The following is a 20,318-nucleotide window of genomic DNA, read 5'->3' as shown; positions in this document are numbered from 1 at the left end:
AGAAATCATCGAAAAGTCATTACAAGGCATGTTTGGGAAGGAAGTAAAGAATGGGTAAGGGAAAATCGCCTTAGCCAATCAGGAAAATTATTATATAAACTGCGAAAAGAAACGATAGAGCGAAGCTTTGCGGATGCGAAACAACTCCACGGGCTTCGCTATTGCAGGTTACGAGGAAGAGAAAAAGTGCAGGAACAGGCGCTGATGACAGCGACCTGTCAGAACATAAAGAAGATAGCCAACCACCTAGCAAAGCTAGGCTAGGTAGGTGGTTGGCTATCTTCTTTATAAAAGCAGTCCTTAAAATACCACAGAAGAATTATCATATAAAAAAGATTGTAGAGAAACTGGGGTTTCTCTACAATCTGAATATCCCCCATGGGGGATATTATTTATGTCTTAATGTAGATACAAGCAATCCAAGCAAACCTCCAACTAACGAAGGCACTATCCAGCCAAGTCCGACCTCATAGAATGGCAGAACCTTGTGGAACAGATCATTGACAGCTGTTATTTGCAAACCAGCCTCATTGAAGCCATCAAAAATACTCACACAGAAGGTCAACACAAGGCTTCCGATATAAACCTCCCGTTTTCCACTAAATAGTGGATGAAGGAATGTAAGAAATACGAGACTGATTGTAATAGGATAAATCGCCATTAAAACCGGAACGGAAATGGAAATTAATTCAGTGAGTCCAATGTTCGCTACTACCGCGCTGAAGATGGACAGCACAATGGCGAACGTTTTATAAGATATGCGCGGCATCAGTTTATGGAAGAACGTCGAACAAGATGTAATCAAACCAACACTCGTTGTAAGGCAGGCAACGGTAATCATCAAACCAAGGAAGACCATCCCCCATCGACCAAAATAATGATCGGAAACACGGGCAAGTATCTCGGCACCATTACTTAAATAACCAAGCTCACTGACACTCGATGCACCCATGAAAGAAAGTGCTGTATAAATTACCACCAGCACTACCGCTGCAAGCCCAGTAGCCAATAAGCAAACCTTCATGATGGAGCCTTTGTTTGTGATTCCTTTATCCTTTAAGGCATTGACGATAATGATTCCGAACACACAGGCAACAAGGACATCCAATGTCAAATAGCCTTCCTGGAAACCTTTAAAGAAAGCAGCTGTCGTATAATCGCTTTGAGGCGATTGAAATTTTCCAATCGGGAACGCGATTGCGACGATAACTAGCAACCCGATAAAAGTCAGCTTGATAGGTGTCAGGAATTTACCGATGACATCGATGATCTTGGAAGGATTCAATGACAATAGACAAGTGATTGCAAAGAAAATGACTGTGAACAAGATCAAGGGAAATGGTCCTGGCTCAGCTGACAAGAATGGTTTCAAACCTATTTCATAGGATACATTCCCAGCACGTGGTATCGCGAAGAACGGACCGATCGCAAGATACAGAATAACCGCATAAACAATTCCGAATACTGGGTGCACTCTGCTGGATAGGGATACAAGATCCTTCTCACCCGAGTAAACGAAAGCGATAATTGCAACCAGCGGGAGACCGACACCTGTTACAAGGAATCCTGCATTGGCAATCCATATATTTTCACCAGCTTGCTGCCCGAGCATTGGCGGGAAAATCAAATTCCCTGCTCCGAAGAACAAAGCAAAGAGCATCAGACCTAGAATGATCGTAAATGAACCTGGTACTTTCTTTGACACAAAAAAACCTCCACTAACTACTATTGGAATAGTCTGATAAATAACAAAATATTGAGTTTACTGTAATTTTCGTCATATTTTCTGACAAACATACAGGCTAGTATAATACTGAATTGCGCAACATTCAAGAAGTTTTTGTAAGGAATGTTCTGTAAATATATGTATGATAAAATTATTTAATCAGCTGAATCACCATCAGTAAGCTTATGCGCATAATTTCATTGGCCACTCCCAATAATAAGTAAAAAAGGAATCTAAACATGGACTTTCCAAATATCCAGATAAATTTCTGGGATTCAGTTATTGGGATTCCAGCAACACTTGTCCTTACTCAAATCATTAAACTGCTTTACCAATCCCCAAGCAGTATGTGCCTACTATCGCTATTGCAATCGGATTGGTCCTCTCGATTTTTTACAGTCATCCACACGATTTGATTGCTGGTATTTTCATGGGTTATTTTTATGGCTATGCGGCAATCGGCAGCTACGCTGCAACAAAGACGACATGGAGAGCTTACCGAAAGGAAAAACGGGATTTCTCATAGTAAAAACCCCTGCCATATGGCAGAGGTATTTTTACAGAAACTGGATCAGGCGAATAAGCATAAGAACTGCCATGCTCCATATAAGCAGTGCTGATAAACGGTTCAGGATCAGAAGCAGCTTACCATGTGTATCAAAACTTCCGATCAACCTCCCCGCAGTTGCCAGGCCGAAGAACCAAACCCAAGAAACGGCTATGCAGGCCATTGTAAAGCTCCATTTTTCCGTACCCGAATACGCTAGGGAGCTTGTCCCGATAACTCCGACAATATCCAGTATGGCATGTGGATTCAGCAAGGATACAGACGCTGCAAAAATGATTTGCTTTCGTGGAGTAAAGCCTTCTACACTCGATTGCACTGTATCAGAGGTTGATTTCCAAAGGTTCCATCCTATATAAATCAAGAAACAGAACCCGATTCCGTAAAGCGTGACTTGAATCCAGGGTATCGTCCACACAATGACCGAAATACCAGTGACGGATATGGAAATCATGAGTGTATCAGCCATTCCCGCCGTAATTACTGCTGGGAGTGCATGGATTATCTTTTTATGAATGATACCTTGATTGAATAAGAAAACATTTTGGACTCCAAGGGGCAAAATAAGTCCAATTGCAAGAATGATCCCATGAATAATCGGCTCCATCTTATCCCTCCTCTCCTGACCAATAATATCGAGTTTTAAATGGAATGTCCTCCTCCAATTGGTTGGTTATTTAACCAACCAATTTTGTATAATGTTAATCAGGAGGGATAGAATGGCAGAGATCGATTGGAAACCAAATCGTGATTTGGATATATCCATCCAAGTCCAAATCATCCAATACATAAAGAGCAAAATAAATAACGGGGAATGGACTGTCGGAACCAAGCTTCCCCCGCAACGCGAGCTTGCTGCCCTCTTTGAGGTGAACCGCAGCACAGTCGTTTCTGCATTGGAAGAATTGATTGCAGATGGACTTTTGGAAACAAAGATAGGCAGCGGAACGACTGTTTGTAATACAACTTGGAATCTAATCACAAAGCCATCCCCGAATTGGCATGATTATGTCCAAGCCGGCATGCATGAACCAAATATCAAATTGATACAAGCCATCAATCTTGCAGAAGCAGACCCGTCCTTGATTCGGCTTGGTACAGGGGAGCTTGCCCCGGATCTTTTACCCAGTGCAGAAATCTCCAGTCTGCTGCGAAATGCAGATACACTGCCTTTAAGCTATTCCGAACCAAAAGGAAGCTATGCTCTTCGCATACAGTTAAGTAAATTTCTGCAAAAAAGAGACATTAACGTTTCGCCTTCAGCAATACTCATTACATCCGGCAGTCTCCAGGCATTGCAGCTCATTGCCGGTGGATTGCTAAAAAAAGGTTCTACCATTCTCTATGAATCACCTTCCTACATACAATCTGTTCCCGTATTTCAATCAGCGGGAATAAAGATTTTCGGATTAACAAAAAAGGACACGGATATTACCCAAAAGATCAGACAGTATATGCGTACAAATGATGCAGCTTTGTTCTATGCAAATCCGACTTTTCACAATCCCACGGGGCGAATGTGGGACATTACCGAACGGCAAAGATTACTGCAAGCATGCCAGCAGCTTTCCCTCCCGATCATCGAGGATGATGCTTATTACGACCTGTGGCTGGATACTCCGCCACCGCCGCCCTTGAAAGCAATGGATACGCAGGGAACTGTATTATATACAGGCAGCTTTTCCAAATCGATGAGCCCCGGCTTACGCATCGGCTGGATTGCAGGACCAGAGCCGGTTATTGACAGACTTGCTGATAGTAAAATGCAGACTGACTACGGCGCAAGCAGTTTATCACAATTTGCAGTCGAGCGTTGGCTGGCTACCGATGTTCACTCGGGTGCAACTGAAAAAATCCGCACTGCCTTAAGAGCACGGCGGGATGTAGTCTTACAGCTTTTGCAAGAAAATTTCAAAGATATTGCAGACTGGGATAAGCCACCGGGAGGCTTTTATATATGGCTCAGATTACATCAATCTGTTCCGATTCACACACTTTTTGAAAAAGCAATCCAACGCGGAATCCTGCTTAACCCTGGTCAAATATACGAAAGAAACGACACACAGCATCTCCGATTATCTTATGCCTATGCCTCAATCGACCAGTTTGAATATGCGCTGAAGCAGCTGGCATATTTAATCAGGAATATGAAAAAATGATAAACCCGTCGGATTAGACGGGTTTATCATTTTTTTCCATTATTTTTCGAGCCTTATTCTCTTTAAATGCAGCTATTGCCTGTTGTAGTAGCTCTTTGTCTGTCAACAACCGATAACCTGTATGCGCTAAGGCTTTGGCTCCTTTCAATACAGCTGCGTCACCGCGCGCTGAGCGAGCTGCTTCCCGAAACTCTTCCGTATGGCCAATGAGATCTTCCGGCCCGATTTGGATATAAGGATGTGCGGTCGGAACCTCATAACTAATATTTCCTGTATCCGTTGAGCCGCGTCCCTTGCCTTTTTTCAAATGAACATATTCGCCTACATATTCCAGTTCTTCTTTCAGCACCTGATCCAATACTGGATTCAAAACAAAATCTTTCACTTCATTTTGAAATCGTTCATTTTTCACAGTAGCTCCCGTGGCTAATGCAGCACCTTGGGCAATATTTTTCACTTTTTCGGAAACTGCTTGTGCCTTGCTCCAAGTTTCTGCCCGGATGAAAAAGCGTGCGGACGCATATTCGGGAACAATATTTGGTGCATCCCCGCCGTGTGGGATGATTCCATGCACGCGTACATCCTGCGGAAGATGCTGCCGCAATGCATTAATACCATTAAATAGCAGGATGACAGCATCCAAAGCGTTGACGCCTTTCTCTGGTGAGCCAGAGGCATGCGCTGCTTTACCGTAGAAATGGAAATCAAGCGGATTTACTGCAAGAAACTCTCCAGTGACACTTGTTCGGCCCGAAGGATGGATGATCAATGCAGCATCGACATCCTTCAGCAAACCATGCTTGACAAAACTGCCCTTGGCACTGCCATTTGGACCGCCTTCCTCAGCTGGGGTACCGAGCACCGCCACACTCCCGCCCGTTTGATCCAATATTTCCGCCAAAGCAATTCCCGCTGCCGTACTAGTAGTACCGATAATATTATGGCCGCAAGCATGCCCGATTCCAGGCAGTGCGTCATACTCGGCCAGAAAAGCAATTCTTGGGCCCGGCTTCCCGCTATCTTTCAGCGCATAAAATGCAGTCTCATGTCCTGCCACTTTCTTCTCCACTTGAAATCCGGCCTCTTCCAGCAAACCAGCAAGTGTTTCACTGGCAAAAAATTCTTGATTGCCTATCTCCGGTTTTGCATGGATTGCCTGACTTGTCTGGATATACTTCTCTCTATTCTCTTCAAGATGCAAGGCAATTCGGCTTACTTCTGTCACAGATTTACTCATAGCTCATTCCTCCTCTTCTTGCAGTCTTTTCAGATGCTTCTGAAGCTCTTCTTTCGGCACATCTACAACGATGGAACCGCCATTCGTATCACTTTCCACTGCTTTCTTCACTGCTTCATCCTGATACAGCTCCACTATTTTTTGGTATGTCTCATTGTTTTCGTCATCTTTATTTACAGCAAACACATTCACAAACGGCGTGATGCTGTCATCATTGGCATTCTCAAGGTAAATTGGATCTTCTTTCGGATTCAGGCCTGCTTGACCTGCAACGCCATTATTGATGAAGGATGCAGCCACATCCGGCAAGACACGTGGTGTTTGCTGGGCAACAACGGGCACAATTTCGATATTCTTTGGATTCTCCACAATCTTGGAAGGATCACCGAACTGACCGAAATCATCGGCCAATTTAATGACACCAGCAGTTTCCAAAGCCCGCAGCGATCTAGCCTGGTTCGATGGGTCATCCGGAATAGCCACTTTATCGCCTTCCTTCAGCTCATCCAGGCTATCGATTTTCTCCGAATAAGCTCCGATTGGGGCTATTACCGTGGAGCCGATCGGTACAATCGTATCACCGTTTTCTTTAGCATATTGACTTAGGAAAGCGATATGCTGAAAAGAGTTCATGTCTATTTCTCCGTTCGCCAATGCTTGGTTCGGCAAAGTATAATCCGAGAATTCAACTAGTTCAATATTGATACCCTCTTCCTTTGCTTTCTCCTTCAAGATCGGCCACTGATCGCCGTCCGACCCAGTGACACCTATTTTTACTGTTTGGCTTCCGTCTGCAGAACTGCTCCCGCAAGCTGCAAGAATGAATACAAAAGCGAAGGAAATAATTCCAAGCAGTGCTTTTTTCATTTTCTTCATCTCCTTAATATTTTTCTTGATAGTGTATTGCCGATCCACTGGGCAAGCTGGACAAGCACTATTAAAATAACGACGGTGACAACCATGACGCTTGTATCGAATCTTTGATATCCATAAGTCATCGCCACATGTCCAAGGCCTCCTCCGCCAACAGTCCCAGCCATCGCGGAGAAATCAATCAAGCTGATGGTAATGAACGTCAAACCAAGTACAAGCGGCCCTAATGCTTCTGGAATCAAGATGGTATAAATAATTTGAATCGGACTGGCACCCATCGCTTTCGCAGCCTCGATGACACCGGGATCGATACTGATGAAATTATTTTCGACAACACGTGCAATGCTGAAAGCTGCCGCAATGCTCATTGGGAAAATTGCAGCCCATGTACCGATCGTCGTACCTACCACCTCTCTAGTCAGCGGACTGATCGCCACTAAAAAGATGATGAATGGAATCGGCCGAATGATATTGATCAAGAAATTAATGATTTGAAACAAAAAGGCATTTTCCATAATATTCCCTTTACGTGTAACAAAAAGTAAAAGTCCGATAATGATGCCGAATATAGATCCTATCACCAAGGTGACAGCCACCATCAGGATCGTCTGGCCAGTCGCTTCGACAATACGCGGCCAGAATGTCTGCCAATCTACGCCCATGCCACTTCCACCTCCTCGATTTGAACAATGTCATTCAATTCCTTCACCGCCCTGGCTGTTTTTTCTTCCACACCTTCAAAGCTCACAAGCAAATTACCGTAGAATTTTGCTTGAATCTCCTGAACGGAACCATATACGATATTCACGTCTATATCATGTTTCCGCGTTATCCGGGATAAGACAGGATCGCTCGCCACCTCTCCTTTGAAAATGATGCGGTACAGCTTTTCCCCTCCTTTATGACGCCACTCCTCCAATAAGGATGGGGACGGCAGATCCTGCTGGATGGAACGGATGAAACGCCTTGTCGTCGGATGAACGGGACTTGTGAAGGTATCAAATACACCGCCTGTTTCAATGACTTCTCCATCCTCCATGACAGCAACCTTGTCACAGATTGCCTGGATCACATGCATTTCGTGGGTTATCAGCAGAATCGTAATACCCAATTCCTTGTTCACTTTTTTTAGCAGCCGAAGAATATCCCCAGTCGTATCGGGATCGAGTGCCGAGGTTGCTTCATCACAGATCAGAATATCTGGTGAAGTAGCCAATGCCCTGGCGATACCCACTCGCTGCTTCTGACCTCCCGACAACTGCTCCGGATAATTCTTCGCTTTATCCGAAAGACCGACGAACCGCAACAGTTCATCCACCCTTTCTTTTATTTTTTGTCGCGGCATTTTTGCCAGTTTCAAAGGATAAGCTATATTTCCAGCGACAGTGCGCGAGGTTAGCAGATTGAAATTTTGAAAAATCATCCCGATTCCCCTGCGCACCTTCCGCACTTCTCTCGGAGAAAGTTTGGCTAAGTCGACTCCCTGTACCTCAACACCTCCAGCAGTAGGATTTTCCAGCACATTGACCAATCTCAGCAATGTACTCTTACCGGCTCCGCTAAAGCCGATGATACCGAAGATCTCCCCCTGCTCTATCGTCAGGTTCACATTTCGAACAGCATGTACTTCCCGTTTGCCAATTGTGAAGGTCTTTGATACATTCCTGAACGTAATCATTACTATTCCTCCCTTGCTACACAAAAAGCCCTCTTTTTCCTTATCCAGAAAAAGAGGGCTTCCATATGAAACTTCCTCATTCTCATCTTCCAAACACAGCTGTGTTTGCAGGAATTGGCACGGTATTTGTAATAAACCCGTTGCCGAGACGTCATAGGGCCTGATCCCTCGATCTCTCTGGATAAGAATAAATCAAGTATGTAGTTGTTAGATTTGATTACCATGTTATGGGTTTTCCAATTGAATGTCAATCTATTTTTTAAAATAATCATTCTCTTCCGAAATGGCTTCTAAACGAAACAAAAAGGTCAAATACGCACGAATGTTGCACTTATTTGTACTTTTCAACTGCAGCCTTCTCTCCTGGTGGTTTAAAACAACAACCAGGATATACGCGTAATCATGGCGTTTTTCCTATACACTGAAATACTCCGCCAAGCTCTTTCTTGCTGGAACGCTGCAGCTCGAATCAAGTACCACCCCATTAGTTAAAAACGGCATAATCAGCCGTTTTCACAACGTCACCTATTTATCATCTATCACGATATAAGCTGCTTTCACAGGACCATGGACCCCTACAACCAAGTTCATTTCAATATCAGCCGAGTTGCTTGGACCGGTGATGAAGTTGATACAGGAAGCGATGGATTCCCCTTTTTGTACTTGTTTGGATATTTGCTGCGCTGCCTGGGTCATGCGAGGGACAATGGTGCTTTTCGGTATAAGTGCGATATATTTATTTGGCAGCAAACTCACCGTGCGGCCTTTGCCTTCCCCTGAAAAGAGTACAACCGTCCCTGACTCCGCAAGCGTGATGTCGCTGAATGTAATCCCGATATTGGCTTTTTCCACAATACTGATATTGTCATAGCCGATGGAAGGGTTCCATTCATGTACATCGATCCCTTGTTTCGGCCACGATTGAAGCTTTTCTCGCAAACCGAATGCCTCGTAGCGAGGATCCTGCCAAATGGCCAGTGGGCCGCCGCCATAGACAGCCACGGTTTCTGCCAATACATTCGGCAAAGCAGCCGCATCAGTCTCAATCAGCTCGGTGTGGATAAGCCGGCATTGATCGCGGAGTATATCCACTAGTTCATCCTGGGTTTTATCAGTCAGTGTTTTATCTTGCGGACGATAATTCCAATTCCGTTCCGGCCGCTCTGTCAGCACCTTTGTGCGGCTTAGACGACTGGCGACATTTGCAAGGAATGCTTCCCTATTCTGTATCAAGCTTTGCCACTCTCCTTTTGATGCTGCTTGAACCAATCGCGGAAACGCTCTTTGTTCGGAGCCGGAAAATCTCGGATTTCGGTCCAAGCCTTCAACGGACCTGGTCCTTTTGAAATGGTCTCATCCTTTGTAAAAGGCTTCATGACCGAGCTTGCCATCTTTGATCCAGCTGCATAAAGCGGGTTGGATGAAGCTCCTATCCCGAATGCTTTCATCGCCATCTTCTCCGAAATAGGTGCCCGTCCTTCCTTTTCCACAATCACTTGTCGATGACGATGAAGCAGCTGATGCAATGGGATTTTTACCGGACAAGCATCCGTACAAGCCGCACACAGTGTCGAAGCATACGGCAGCTCTTTAAAATCATCATATCCACCCAACAGCGGAGTCAGCACGGCTCCGATCGGGCCAGGATAAATCGAATTATAGGAATGTCCGCCGATGTGGCGGTAAACCGGGCAAACGTTGATACAAGCTGCACAACGGATACATTGGAGGACAGATTGGAATTCGGTTCCAAGAATCCCGGAACGCCCATTATCAACGATGACTAAATGGAACTCGGATGGTCCATCCACTTCCCCTGCAGTCCGCGGACCTGTCAAAGCGGTAATGTAGCTCGTCAGCTTTTGCCCGACAGCACTCCTTGTCAACAGTCCTACAAGCACCTCAAATTCTTCAAATGTCGGTACGATCCGCTCCATCCCCATGACACAGATTTGTGTATCCGGTAAATCGGATACCATACCAGCGTTTCCTTCATTCGTCACCAAACCGACGGAACCTGATTCGGCAATGGCAAAATTGCATCCTGTAATGCCGATGTCGGCCTGCAGGAATTCCTGACGGAGCTTTTCCCTTGCATGCAGAGCCAGTTCCTCTGGCTTGGAAGTCAGTTTGTATTCCAGCTTCTCGGTAAAGACATCTTTGATTTGCTCTTTATTTTTATGGAGTGCCGGTGTAACGATATGCGAAGGCGGATCATGATCATCCAGCTGCAGGATATATTCGCCAAGGTCTGTCTCGATGACATCACAGCCTTCCTGCTCCAATACAGCATTCAAGCCGATTTCTTCTGTAACCATCGACTTGGCCTTCAAAATCTTCTTGGCCCGTTTCTCTTTCACGATATCTTTCACATAGTCATTCGCTTCTTCTGCAGTGGCGGCAAAAAATACATGACCGCCTCGTTTTTGCAGATTCTCGGAAAGCTCCTGCAAATAGTAGTCCAAATGATCAAGTGTGTGCTGACGTATCTCTTCCCCGTGAGATCGCCATTCTTCCCAGTTCCCGAGTTCTTCCGCTGCATCCAGTCTTCTCGTCCGAAGACGCTCCTGAGCCCCGGCAACTGCCCCGCGCATGAATGTGTCTTCCATTTGCTTATTCACATTATCCTTGAACTTCTCATTCCCTATCTTCATCGCCATGGTTGTTCCCCCTTACCGACTGTTTAGCACTTCAGCGATATGCATCACTTTGACTGGTTTGCCGCGCCGCTGCATTCTGCCTCCGATGTTCATCAGACAGCCGCCATCCGCCCCAATCAGATAGCTGGCTTTCGTTTCGGTTACTGAATCCACTTTCTCATCAACCATCTGCTCAGAGATATTACCCATCTTCACAGAAAACGTCCCGCCGAATCCGCAGCAATTCTGCGCATTCGGAAGCGGTTGCATTTCCAATCCCTCTACATGCGAAAGCAGCTTCATCGGTGCATCCTTCACTCCAAGCAGCCGTGTCATATGGCAGGATGGGTGATAAGTGGCTATCCCCTCAAGCTTCGCCCCGACATCCTCTATTTTCAAAACATCCACAATAAACTCTGTCAGTTCATATGTCTTTTCGGCCAGTCGCTCTGCACGCGGACGCCATTCGGGATCATCCTGGAAAACATGCTGATAATCCTTGAACATTGTGGCACAGGATCCTGACGGAGTGACAATCACCTCGGCATCCTCGAATGTCGCAATCATCTTCTTCATCGCTTTTTTGGCATCTTCAACATATCCGGAATTGTATGCCGGCTGCCCGCAGCACACCTGCTGTGCCGGAAATACAATCTCACATCCGAGTCTTTCCAGCACTTCGACCGTGGCTATCCCCACATCGGACTGGAACATATCCACAATACATGTTGCAAATAGTGTAACCTTCATGCTGCCACCTCACAGATAAGGTCATCAGATGACCTGAATAATATCTTACTCCATCATACTACAACCGCTTACATTTTCCAACTCCTGCATATGAAGAAAAAGCCACCTCAGTCGGCGGCTTATCCTAATGCAAATAGTCACGGATTACTCCTTCTACATATTCCAAATGTGTCACCATTGCCAGCCTTGCTTGTTCTGGCTGCTGCAAACGGATAGCATGCAGTATCGCTTCATGCTGCTTGTTCAATTCCTCAGGAGCTGCTTCTTCACCAAATAAGCAAATCTGTCTTGTTTCGCGCATGGATTCCGCTGTCAAATCCGATACATGATGCATGAGACGCAGAAGCAGCTTATTATTCGCTGCGCGGGCGATGATCATGTGGAAAGCGAGATCAGCTTCCTCCCCCTTTTCCGGATCCCCTGTATATGCCTTCATCTCCTGGAGCGCATTTTCCATTTGTTCCAGATCCTCTTCAGACCGGTTCAGTGCGGCTGATGCTGCAATACCCGTTTCCAGTATATGACGAACCTCCATCAATTCTGCCCGGTCCTCTCCGCTCATGAGCAGTGCATGCTGAAGCGGATAAACGATTCCCTCTGGTTCGAATGCCTTCACGTAAGTACCTTCGCCCTGCTTCATCTCCACCAAGCCCATGGCACGAAGCGTCGCCAGTGCTTCCCTTATTGCGGAACGCCCGACTTGGAAATTCTCAGCCAGCTGCGTAACACTGGCCAATTTCTCCCCTGGCTTCAGGTTGCCATCCCGTATCATCGAAAGCAGCTCATCCGCTACTTGTTCATATATTTTTTTCGGTTTGATTTGTTTGTATTTCATTGGGTTCTCACCTCTCCCTCATTATAAACGGAAATTTCCCAAAATTTCATTGCATTTTCAAAAAATCCCCCTTTATAATGTAAACAGGTCATCAGATGACCATATTTTTACTTTCTAATTGAAAACGCTTACTAAAGGGGATGGAAAGCACGATGAGTTTACTTGTATTATCATTGATCGCTTTGGTACCAATCATGACGATTTTATTATTTTTAGTTATCTTAAACTGGCCAGCCAGCCGGGCGATGCCAGTTGCACTTGTTGTTACAGCATTGATTGCCGTTTTCGTTTGGGGGACGAAAACCAACATAGTGGCAGGTGCCGCTTTTAATGGGCTGATCACTGCTCTTGAAGTCATCTTCATTGTATTCGGTGCTGTTCTGTTGCTGAATACGGTGAAGGAGTCTGGTGCTATCCACACAATCCGCCGCGGCTTTATGACTATTTCACCCGACCGGCGTATCCAAGCCATTCTTATTGCTTGGCTGTTCGGATGCTTCATCGAAGGTGCAGCTGGCTATGGGACAGCTGCTGCCATTGCCGCACCGCTGCTTGTTGCTGTCGGATTTCCTGCCATGGCAGCCGTTCTTGTTTCCTTGATCATCCAAAGCACACCGGTATCCTTTGGTGCCGTCGGAACACCGATTCTTATCGGAGTCAATACAGGGCTTACTGATCAGCAAACAGTTCTGTCTGGATTGCAGCAAACTGATATGAGCTACTTTGAATACTTACTGTATATAACATCGGATGTGGTACTCGTCCATGCTATAGTCGGTTCCATCATTCCGCTTTTCGTCTCTGCCTGCCTTACGCGTTTCTTCGGTCCCAACAAGTCCTTCTTGGAAGGACTGCGAGCGTGGAAGTTCGCTTTGTTTGCCGGATTTGCTTTTACAATCCCGTATTACTTGATCGGCATACTGCTCGGACCTGAATTTCCTTCCTTGCTTGGTGCGCTCATTGCCCTGTTGATCGTTATACCTGCAGCTCGCCAAGGCTGGTTTATGCCAAAAGATAAAACCTTCGATTTCCCGGAGCAAAATCAGTGGGAAGACGAATGGATTGGCAAACTCAATCAAGTATCGACAGAGGAAAAAGTTGTACGCACCATTCCGATGTGGTTGTCCTGGCTTCCTTATGTTTTGGTCGCGGGTATACTTGTATTATCCCGCTCCTATGATCCGTTCAAGCAGTTACTTGAATCATGGAAGATTGTTTTCACGGACACTTTCGGCTCGGGAATAACTACTACCTCCACTCCGCTATATTTACCTGGATTCTTATTCATTGTTGTCTCTGCAATTACTTTTTTCCTGCATCGAATGAGATTAAATGAATACAAGAATGCATGGAAAGATTCGTTTAAAACAGCTGTCAGTGCTGGAATTGCACTGCTGTTCGCCGTACCGATGATCAAGATTTTCCTTCATACCTCATTAGCCGCTGACAAAGTGAATGCTGCTACAGAAACACTCACCGGGCAAAATATGCCGCTCATTCTTGCTGAATCCGTTGCTATGCTTACCGGAAGCCTATGGCCGATCGTTGCACCAACAGTTGGAGCATTGGGAGCCTTCATAGCCGGCAGTAACACATTCAGCAATATGATGTTTTCCCTGTTCCAATTCGGAGCTGCAGGCAATATCGGTCTGGATGTCCATCAGGCAGGAACAGTTGTCGCCCTACAGGCAGTTGGCGGGGCTGCCGGTAATATGATTTGCGTCCATAACATTGTTGCCGCTTCTGCCACTGTAGGATTGGTAGGCAAGGAAGGTTCGCTCATCAGAAAAGCAATATTGCCAATGTCCTATTACGTACTGGCAGCGGGATTCCTTGGCATGGCCATCATTCACGGCATCCTCAACATCTGGCTCTTCCTGTACGCAGTCATCGTAATGCTTTATATTCTGCGGCTTGTCACTGCTAAAAGCACGTTACAGCCCGCTAATTAAAAAAGCTTCCCACTCGGGAAGCTTTTTACTTAATCACAAGTCCGATCAATGATGCTAATTGGATTGCTTGATGAGGAGAAACGATACAGCCTTTCAGATTTTCAATAGATACGGTCAACTGCTGGAAACTACTTGTACTCAGATCGATTCCTTTGAGAGATGTCTGCTCAAAATTTGCTTCATTCAGATCACAATCCATAAACTCTGCTTTCTTCATACGGTTCGCATAAAAGTCCGCTCCTTGCAGTCCGCAGGAGGAAAAAATCACTTTCTCCATCTTGGACCTGCCGAAAGATACTAGATTCACTAATGAATCATGGAAATGGACATTGCCAAAGCTAGACTCGGTCATATCGGCTCCAAGCATTTTACAGCCTTGGAATTCTACTCGATGAATCGACGACTTGCTCATTTTCACATTCGAAAAATCACAATTCTCGAATCGAACATCCAGCAGATCCATTCCGGTAAAGTCTGTATTGTTGAAACGGCTATTGCGAATCACTAACTTCGATAAGCGCAGCCGGTAAACTGATTCATTGGCGAAATCAGCTTGCTGCACCTGACATCCTTCCAATTCCGGTTCTTCTTCAAAGAAGATGTCGTGCATTCTCTTTTCAGGCAATTCCATCGCTAATTTTGGTTTATCAATCTGCATGATCTCTATCCTTTATTTTCAATTTGCTGCTTACAGTCTATCATACGGTGTCAATAGAAAAAGCAAGCCTGTGAGAATGTTTTTAAGGTAAAATCACGAAATCTCCTTCTTTTCATCTGTATCTCTATTTCCAACCAAAGTTATTGCTGTTTCACCACATTTTATAAACTTTTTGGATTCAGGTATGACTTCTTGGTAGTTTAATGCGTTCGTTATAACAATCGGTGTCGTGCAGTCAAAGCCTTTTTTTCGAAGGGAATCCAGATCAAATTCCGCAATCAAGTCTCCTTTTGTCACGCTGTCACCTGTTTTGACGTAAGAGGTAAATCCTTCTCCTCCCAGCTTCACCGTATCCAGCCCAATGTGTATCAGCACTTCTCCGCCGTCAACTGTCCTAAAGCCATAGGCATGCTTTGTCGGAAAGGCCATTTCCACCTTTCCGTCGATCGGTGCATATAGTTTTCCTTCTGATGGAATTAACGCAATCCCTTGTCCCATCCCTCCTGATGCGAACGCAGGATCATCCACCTCAGCCAGTCTCAATACTTCTCCAGTCATCGGGCTTACAACAACCTCTCCCTTGTTTTTGTTGTAGGAAGTTTCTTCATTTCTTTGCTTCTCCCGAGCAGGGTCTGCCTCTTCCTTGAATCCGAATAGGTAAGTAAGGACACATGCCAGAACCAGCGCAACAAAGTAACCAAGTACATATCCGATAAAACCTGGGCCGACAAAGATAGGAAATGTCAGGATACTTTTCGTTGCAGTTGCGATTGCGCTTGCTCCGAATGCACTTGAGATACCGCCGCCAATTGCTCCGGCAATACAAGCCAAAAGGAATGGACGCTTCAATTTTAAAGTAACCCCGTAAACGGCTGGCTCCGTTATACCGAATAGACCTGTAACGAATGCTGGTAAAGACAATGCCTTCATACCTTTGTTTCGTGTTTTCAGGAAAACTCCCAGCGCTGCTCCGGCTTGTGCAGCCACAGCAGGGCCTGTCATGGCGCTTAATGTATCCCTTCCGTATACAGAGATATTATTCAGCATGACCGGCACCAACCCCCAGTGCAGTCCAAAGATGACCAATACTTGCCACATCGCACCCATGATCAATCCGGATACAATAGGGCTGATCGTATAAATAGCCAGATATCCTGCTGCTATGGAACTGCTTGCAAATGTTGCAATCGGACCTACAACAAGCAGTGTCAGGGGAACCATGATGACCAAACAGAAGAAAGGCGCTAGTAAATTCCTGACACTCTCGTGGAATAGTTTTTTGAAAAAGCCCTCTACATAGGATAATACCCACACAGCTAAGATGATCGGGATGACCGTACTGCTATATTGGGCAAGGACAACCGGAATGGACATGAAATCGACGGAGATTCCTTCCTTGAATGCTGTGGCAAGATCGGGATATATCAATGCTCCTGCTAAAGCAACAGCCAGGAATTGATTCACCTTGAACTTTCTAGCTGCCGTGAAGGCCAGAAAAATCGGCAGGAAATAGAAGAAACTGTCTCCGGCTGCATTCAGCACTTTATACGTTCCGCTGGTTTGGTCAATCCAGCCGAAACTGACGAGTACAGCATTCAAACCTTTAAGTAAACCTGAAGCTGCCAGTACACCTAACAGCGGGCTGAAAATCCCCGAAATAAGATCGACAAAACGATTGAATAGATTCTCTTTCTGTCTTTCGGCTGCACTCTCCGTTGAAGAAGTGGACAGAGATGTGATTTGGAGCAGTTCATCGTAGACATCACTGACGTCATTTCCTATGACGACCTGAAACATCCCTCCGCTTTCTACAACAGTTACAACACCTGACAAGGATTCTATCGCCGACTTGTCAGCTGCAGAACGATCCAGCAGTGTAAAACGCAGTCTTGTTGCACAATGGTACACGTCTTTTATATTTTTCTCGCCGCCTACTTGCTCCAATATGCTGGCGGCCAATTTCTTCTTATCCATTTTTACACCTCCATTGAAATAAAAAAGACTCAGATCATAGCAGAATAAAGCATTGCTACAATCTAAGTCTGGCCTCCTAAAAGAGTAACGAGCTTAGAAATCATCATTCAGTTTTCCTTTCCAAAAACCTTTGCAGATGCACCGTCAAATAGGTGACTTCAATATCACTGATTTCATAGTTGTACTGATTACTGATATAATCCTTTACCTTTAGCGCCACCTCGAATGCTTTTTGATATTTCTCCCGGATGATGTCATACAGGACCGTATCTTCCCGCATCTCGGGAGGTTCTTTATTCACGACACGATGGGCAAAGAATTTGAGATGCGTCATAAACCGGAACCCATTCATGGAATGCTCATCAATACAAACTTGAAGATGGTAGGTGACTAAGTTCATGATCTCCTTCATGAATCTGGTTATCTTCGTGATTGCATTCATTTCACTATTCAGCTCGGCACTGACAAAATGAAAGGCGATGAACCCCATTTCATCTTCTCCTAAATCAACTCCGAATCGATCGTTAATATAAGCCACAGCTTTTTCTGCTATTTTGAATTCTTCTTTATACATTCGCTTGATTTCCCATAGGAGACCATTTTGCAGTTGTATTCCATCATTGTAACGCTTGATAGCCGCATGGATGTGATCCGGCAAGGATATATAAATACTTTCATTGAAATCCCGTTTCAGTTCCCTTCGTGCCATGCTGATAATATCGTCCGCTATGTGGATTTCCTCCAACGATACTTCCTGCAGCATTTTCTTGAATTTCGCATAAAGCCCTTTATCCTCGAGATAGAATCTTTTTTCGACTTGCTTATCTTGAATTGAGTCGCCTCGCTTTAGTCCGAATGCAAGCCCCTTTCCAATCAGGATGACTTCATCTCCTTGGGGATCTTCACTTACGACAATATTGTTATTGATCACGCGATGTATCTCCATATCTGCCTCCTTTTCGCGAAAAAAGAAAAACTCCAACAAACGAATCAAGAGCTAAGGATAGCCCTCTCATCGGATGTTGAAGTCTTGCCTGATCTAATCAGTAACAACCCTCAATTAGGAATATGCAGTTGTATTCTCTCCATACATTATATGATGTTCCCCGCCTTAATGCAACCGCTTTCAATATTGTTCTTAAAATAAAGACCTGCTCCTTAGAACAGGTCTTTATTTCATGCTGCTTCCAGCTCATTCTCTTTTTTCGGTCTATGCTGCAAATGAGATACAATCCATCCAATGACACCGACGACAACTAGATAAATCAACAGATCAACAAGCTGATTACCCAGTACCGACCAGTCACCTAGCGTGATTGCTTCCTGCAAGCTATGCAAAGAATGCGCCATCGGCAAGTATTTGCCGACAGATGCCAATGCGGAAACAGTCAGTTCGCTCGGGAATGTCCCGCCGCATGTTGCAAGCTGCAGAACCAGCAATACAATTGCCAGCAGTTTCCCTAGGTTTCCGAATAGCGTCACGAGCGTAAGAATGATCGTCATGACGGTCATGGACACGATGATACTGGATAAGAAGAATAACGGTATACTCTTCACATCGACTTGGAATCCAAATAAGAAGATCAAATCGAGTATCACTGCTTGAACAATGGCCACGACATAAACCAATGTCAATTTACTGAAGAATTGCACCGTACCGGATACTTGCATATCCTGTCTTCTGCCAAGCGGCAGGATGTTGGCTGCCATCAAGCCCCCAACGAACAAGGCAAGTGACAAGAAGTACGGCGCAATACCAACACCATAATTCGGCACATCCGACAACTGTTTCTCTGTCAGCTTGACCGGATCAGCGAACATCGTTGTCAAAGCATCACTGGACTGGATGTCGGCTGTTTTGTCAGCTGCATCCTGCAAGCTAGTTGCAAGCTCATCCGAACCATCGGAAAGCTTGGTCATACCATCATCTAGCTGAGTCGCTCCATCTGAGAGCTTACCGGTTCCATCAGCAAGTTGGGCCGCACCACTTTGCACGGATCCAAAGCCTTCGGTGTAGTCAGCAAAACCGCTGTCCAAATCGGATGCGCCGCTAGCCAGTTTATTTGCCCCACTAACAGCTGAGCCGAATTTTTCGCTGAAGTTATCCATTCCATCCGCTATTTTTTCTTCACTTGATGCCAACTTATCGGCACCTTTTCCAAGCTGCTGCTGACCATCAGCCAATTTAGCCGATGAGTCCGCCAGCTGTTCGGAGGCTGCTGCGATTTGCTGGAATGTCTTATCATCCTTGAGTTCCGGATGCTCTTTCATATAGGAGGCAATCAGATTGCTCAGATCCTCAGATCCAGATGTGAAGCTATCCTGGCTTTCAGATAGTTTCTCACTTTGCTTATTCCAATCCGACAAACCATCCGCTATTTTATCCGTATTGGATTTCAGTGTCGCTGCACCATCATCCAACTGACCCAATCCGCTAGCCAAATCAGAGGCACCAGTGTTCAGACTGCCGATGCCATCAGCTAGTTTGCCTTGAGCTGCAGCTAGCTGCTCTGTGCCATCTGCCAAATCGGAGGCTCCACTATTCACATCACCAATTCCAGTTTGCAGATCCTTCAACCCGCTCTGTTCATCCGTGATACCTTTATGCAGATCGCCTGCACCATCACCGGCATCCTGCAACCCTGCAGCTACTTCATGGAAGCTGGTGAACACACTGTCTGCATATGATTTCGTAATACTGCTAGCGAGCTTGGATTTCATTTCCTCCATCGCTGATGAACTGATTTGAGCTGCTACGAAGTTTTTACCCGGATTGACTTCATACGTAAGTTCCGCTTGTTTTGGTTTGTCGTCCATCAGCGTCGTTACTTTCTCAGAGAAGTCCTTTGGTATGGTCACTTTCATATAATACTTCCCATCATCCAGTCCAGCTTCTGCCTTCTCGTCTGATACAAAATCGAAGTCCAGCGCCTTGCTCTTCTTCAATTCCTTGATGAAATCATCCCCGGCATGCATTTCCTCTCCATCCATGCTGGCACCATCATCCTGGTTGACGACTGCCACCGGCAAGTCTTCGATATGACCGTATGGATCCCAGTAGCCGCCAAGGAATAATGCAGCATACACAACTGGAATGATCAGCAAGAAAATAAGTGCAATTCGTCCGTGTTTATGCTGCCACATCCGCTTTATGTCAAAAAAGCCTAATTTTAATCCTTTCATAATTTCCTCACCTTTACCTTTGTGAAATATTGAACATCTAAATAGCATAACGGCTTCGGCGGATAATGTATAATATATATATCATTATA

17 protein-coding genes, 1 pseudogene and 1 riboswitch are annotated in these 20,318 nt (G+C 45.3%); of the genes and pseudogenes, 4 read left to right on the top strand and 14 right to left on the bottom strand.

Annotated features, from left to right (window positions below):
* A partial coding sequence (locus AB1K91_RS02305; RefSeq protein WP_413087764.1) for a transposase occupies positions 1-264 on the top strand: 264 nt, incomplete at its 5' end.
* Positions 265-388: 124 nt separating this feature from the next.
* Here the strand turns inward: AB1K91_RS02305 and brnQ are convergent.
* Positions 389-1,705 carry a branched-chain amino acid transport system II carrier protein gene (gene brnQ / locus AB1K91_RS02300; RefSeq protein ID WP_413087762.1) on the bottom strand — a complete coding sequence of 439 codons (1,317 nt, stop codon included), beginning with the start codon at positions 1,703-1,705 and terminating at the stop codon, positions 389-391.
* 260 nt (positions 1,706-1,965) lie between these two features.
* Between brnQ and AB1K91_RS02295 the strand changes: the two are divergent.
* A pseudogene (locus AB1K91_RS02295) lies at positions 1,966-2,252 on the top strand (hypothetical protein).
* 31 nt (positions 2,253-2,283) lie between these two features.
* Here the strand turns inward: AB1K91_RS02295 and AB1K91_RS02290 are convergent.
* The gene (locus AB1K91_RS02290) at positions 2,284-2,898 is read right to left on the bottom strand and encodes a LysE/ArgO family amino acid transporter (protein WP_413087760.1); all 615 of its coding nucleotides are present in this window, start codon (positions 2,896-2,898) and stop codon (positions 2,284-2,286) included.
* 112 nt (positions 2,899-3,010) lie between these two features.
* Between AB1K91_RS02290 and AB1K91_RS02285 the strand changes: the two genes are divergently transcribed.
* Complete coding sequence (locus AB1K91_RS02285; RefSeq protein ID WP_413087759.1) at positions 3,011-4,450, top strand: aminotransferase-like domain-containing protein; 1,440 nt, start codon at positions 3,011-3,013, stop codon at positions 4,448-4,450.
* A gap of 13 nt (positions 4,451-4,463) precedes the next feature.
* On the opposite strand, the gene AB1K91_RS02280 is transcribed toward AB1K91_RS02285, so the two are convergent.
* From AB1K91_RS02280 to AB1K91_RS02245, 8 genes are all read right to left on the bottom strand, one after another.
* Positions 4,464-5,687 (bottom strand): M20 family metallopeptidase, encoded by a 1,224-nt coding sequence (locus tag AB1K91_RS02280; protein ID WP_413087757.1) that lies wholly within the window; start codon positions 5,685-5,687, stop codon positions 4,464-4,466.
* A gap of 3 nt (positions 5,688-5,690) precedes the next feature.
* A complete protein-coding gene (locus AB1K91_RS02275; protein ID WP_413087755.1) occupies positions 5,691-6,554 on the bottom strand; it encodes a MetQ/NlpA family ABC transporter substrate-binding protein in 864 nt (287 codons plus the stop codon).
* Between the two features lie 5 nt (positions 6,555-6,559).
* Positions 6,560-7,222, bottom strand: a complete 663-nt coding sequence (locus AB1K91_RS02270; protein ID WP_413087754.1) for a methionine ABC transporter permease — start codon at positions 7,220-7,222, stop codon at positions 6,560-6,562.
* Complete coding sequence (locus tag AB1K91_RS02265) at positions 7,213-8,238, bottom strand: methionine ABC transporter ATP-binding protein (protein ID WP_413087752.1); 1,026 nt, start codon at positions 8,236-8,238, stop codon at positions 7,213-7,215. Before AB1K91_RS02265 ends, AB1K91_RS02270 begins: the two co-directional genes overlap by 10 nt.
* A 79-nt stretch (positions 8,239-8,317) precedes the next feature.
* Positions 8,318-8,426: riboswitch (SAM riboswitch) on the bottom strand.
* A 337-nt stretch (positions 8,427-8,763) separates the two neighbouring features.
* Entirely contained in the window at positions 8,764-9,471 is a 708-nt protein-coding gene (locus tag AB1K91_RS02260) for a LutC/YkgG family protein (protein ID WP_413087750.1), read from the bottom strand.
* The gene (locus AB1K91_RS02255) at positions 9,468-10,898 is read right to left on the bottom strand and encodes a LutB/LldF family L-lactate oxidation iron-sulfur protein (protein WP_413087748.1); all 1,431 of its coding nucleotides are present in this window, start codon (positions 10,896-10,898) and stop codon (positions 9,468-9,470) included. The genes AB1K91_RS02260 and AB1K91_RS02255 overlap by 4 nt, the downstream gene beginning before the upstream one ends.
* A gap of 12 nt (positions 10,899-10,910) precedes the next feature.
* Positions 10,911-11,627 (bottom strand): (Fe-S)-binding protein, encoded by a 717-nt coding sequence (locus AB1K91_RS02250; RefSeq protein ID WP_413087746.1) that lies wholly within the window; start codon positions 11,625-11,627, stop codon positions 10,911-10,913.
* A 124-nt stretch (positions 11,628-11,751) separates the two neighbouring features.
* On the bottom strand, positions 11,752-12,462 hold the full coding sequence (locus AB1K91_RS02245) for a FadR/GntR family transcriptional regulator (protein WP_413087744.1): 711 nt from the start codon (positions 12,460-12,462) through the stop codon (positions 11,752-11,754).
* A 152-nt stretch (positions 12,463-12,614) separates the two neighbouring features.
* Between AB1K91_RS02245 and AB1K91_RS02240 the strand changes: the two genes are divergently transcribed.
* Entirely contained in the window at positions 12,615-14,414 is a 1,800-nt protein-coding gene (locus tag AB1K91_RS02240; protein ID WP_413087742.1) for an L-lactate permease, read from the top strand.
* A gap of 25 nt (positions 14,415-14,439) precedes the next feature.
* On the opposite strand, the gene AB1K91_RS02235 is transcribed toward AB1K91_RS02240, so the two are convergent.
* From AB1K91_RS02235 to AB1K91_RS02220, 4 genes are all read right to left on the bottom strand, one after another.
* Complete coding sequence (locus AB1K91_RS02235; RefSeq protein WP_413087740.1) at positions 14,440-15,072, bottom strand: pentapeptide repeat-containing protein; 633 nt, start codon at positions 15,070-15,072, stop codon at positions 14,440-14,442.
* Between the two features lie 93 nt (positions 15,073-15,165).
* Entirely contained in the window at positions 15,166-17,046 is a 1,881-nt protein-coding gene (locus tag AB1K91_RS02230) for a beta-glucoside-specific PTS transporter subunit IIABC (RefSeq protein ID WP_413087738.1), read from the bottom strand.
* A gap of 103 nt (positions 17,047-17,149) precedes the next feature.
* A complete protein-coding gene (licT, locus tag AB1K91_RS02225) occupies positions 17,150-17,992 on the bottom strand; it encodes a BglG family transcription antiterminator LicT (RefSeq protein WP_413087736.1) in 843 nt (280 codons plus the stop codon).
* A 230-nt stretch (positions 17,993-18,222) separates the two neighbouring features.
* Positions 18,223-20,229, bottom strand: a complete 2,007-nt coding sequence (locus tag AB1K91_RS02220; RefSeq protein WP_413087734.1) for a YhgE/Pip family protein — start codon at positions 20,227-20,229, stop codon at positions 18,223-18,225.
* Positions 20,230-20,318: the final 89 nt, after the last annotated feature.

This window comes from Terribacillus jepli, from assembly GCF_047228925.1.
GTDB lineage: Bacteria > Bacillota > Bacilli > Bacillales > Amphibacillaceae > Terribacillus.
This window is presented reverse-complemented; position numbering and strand designations above follow the sequence as displayed.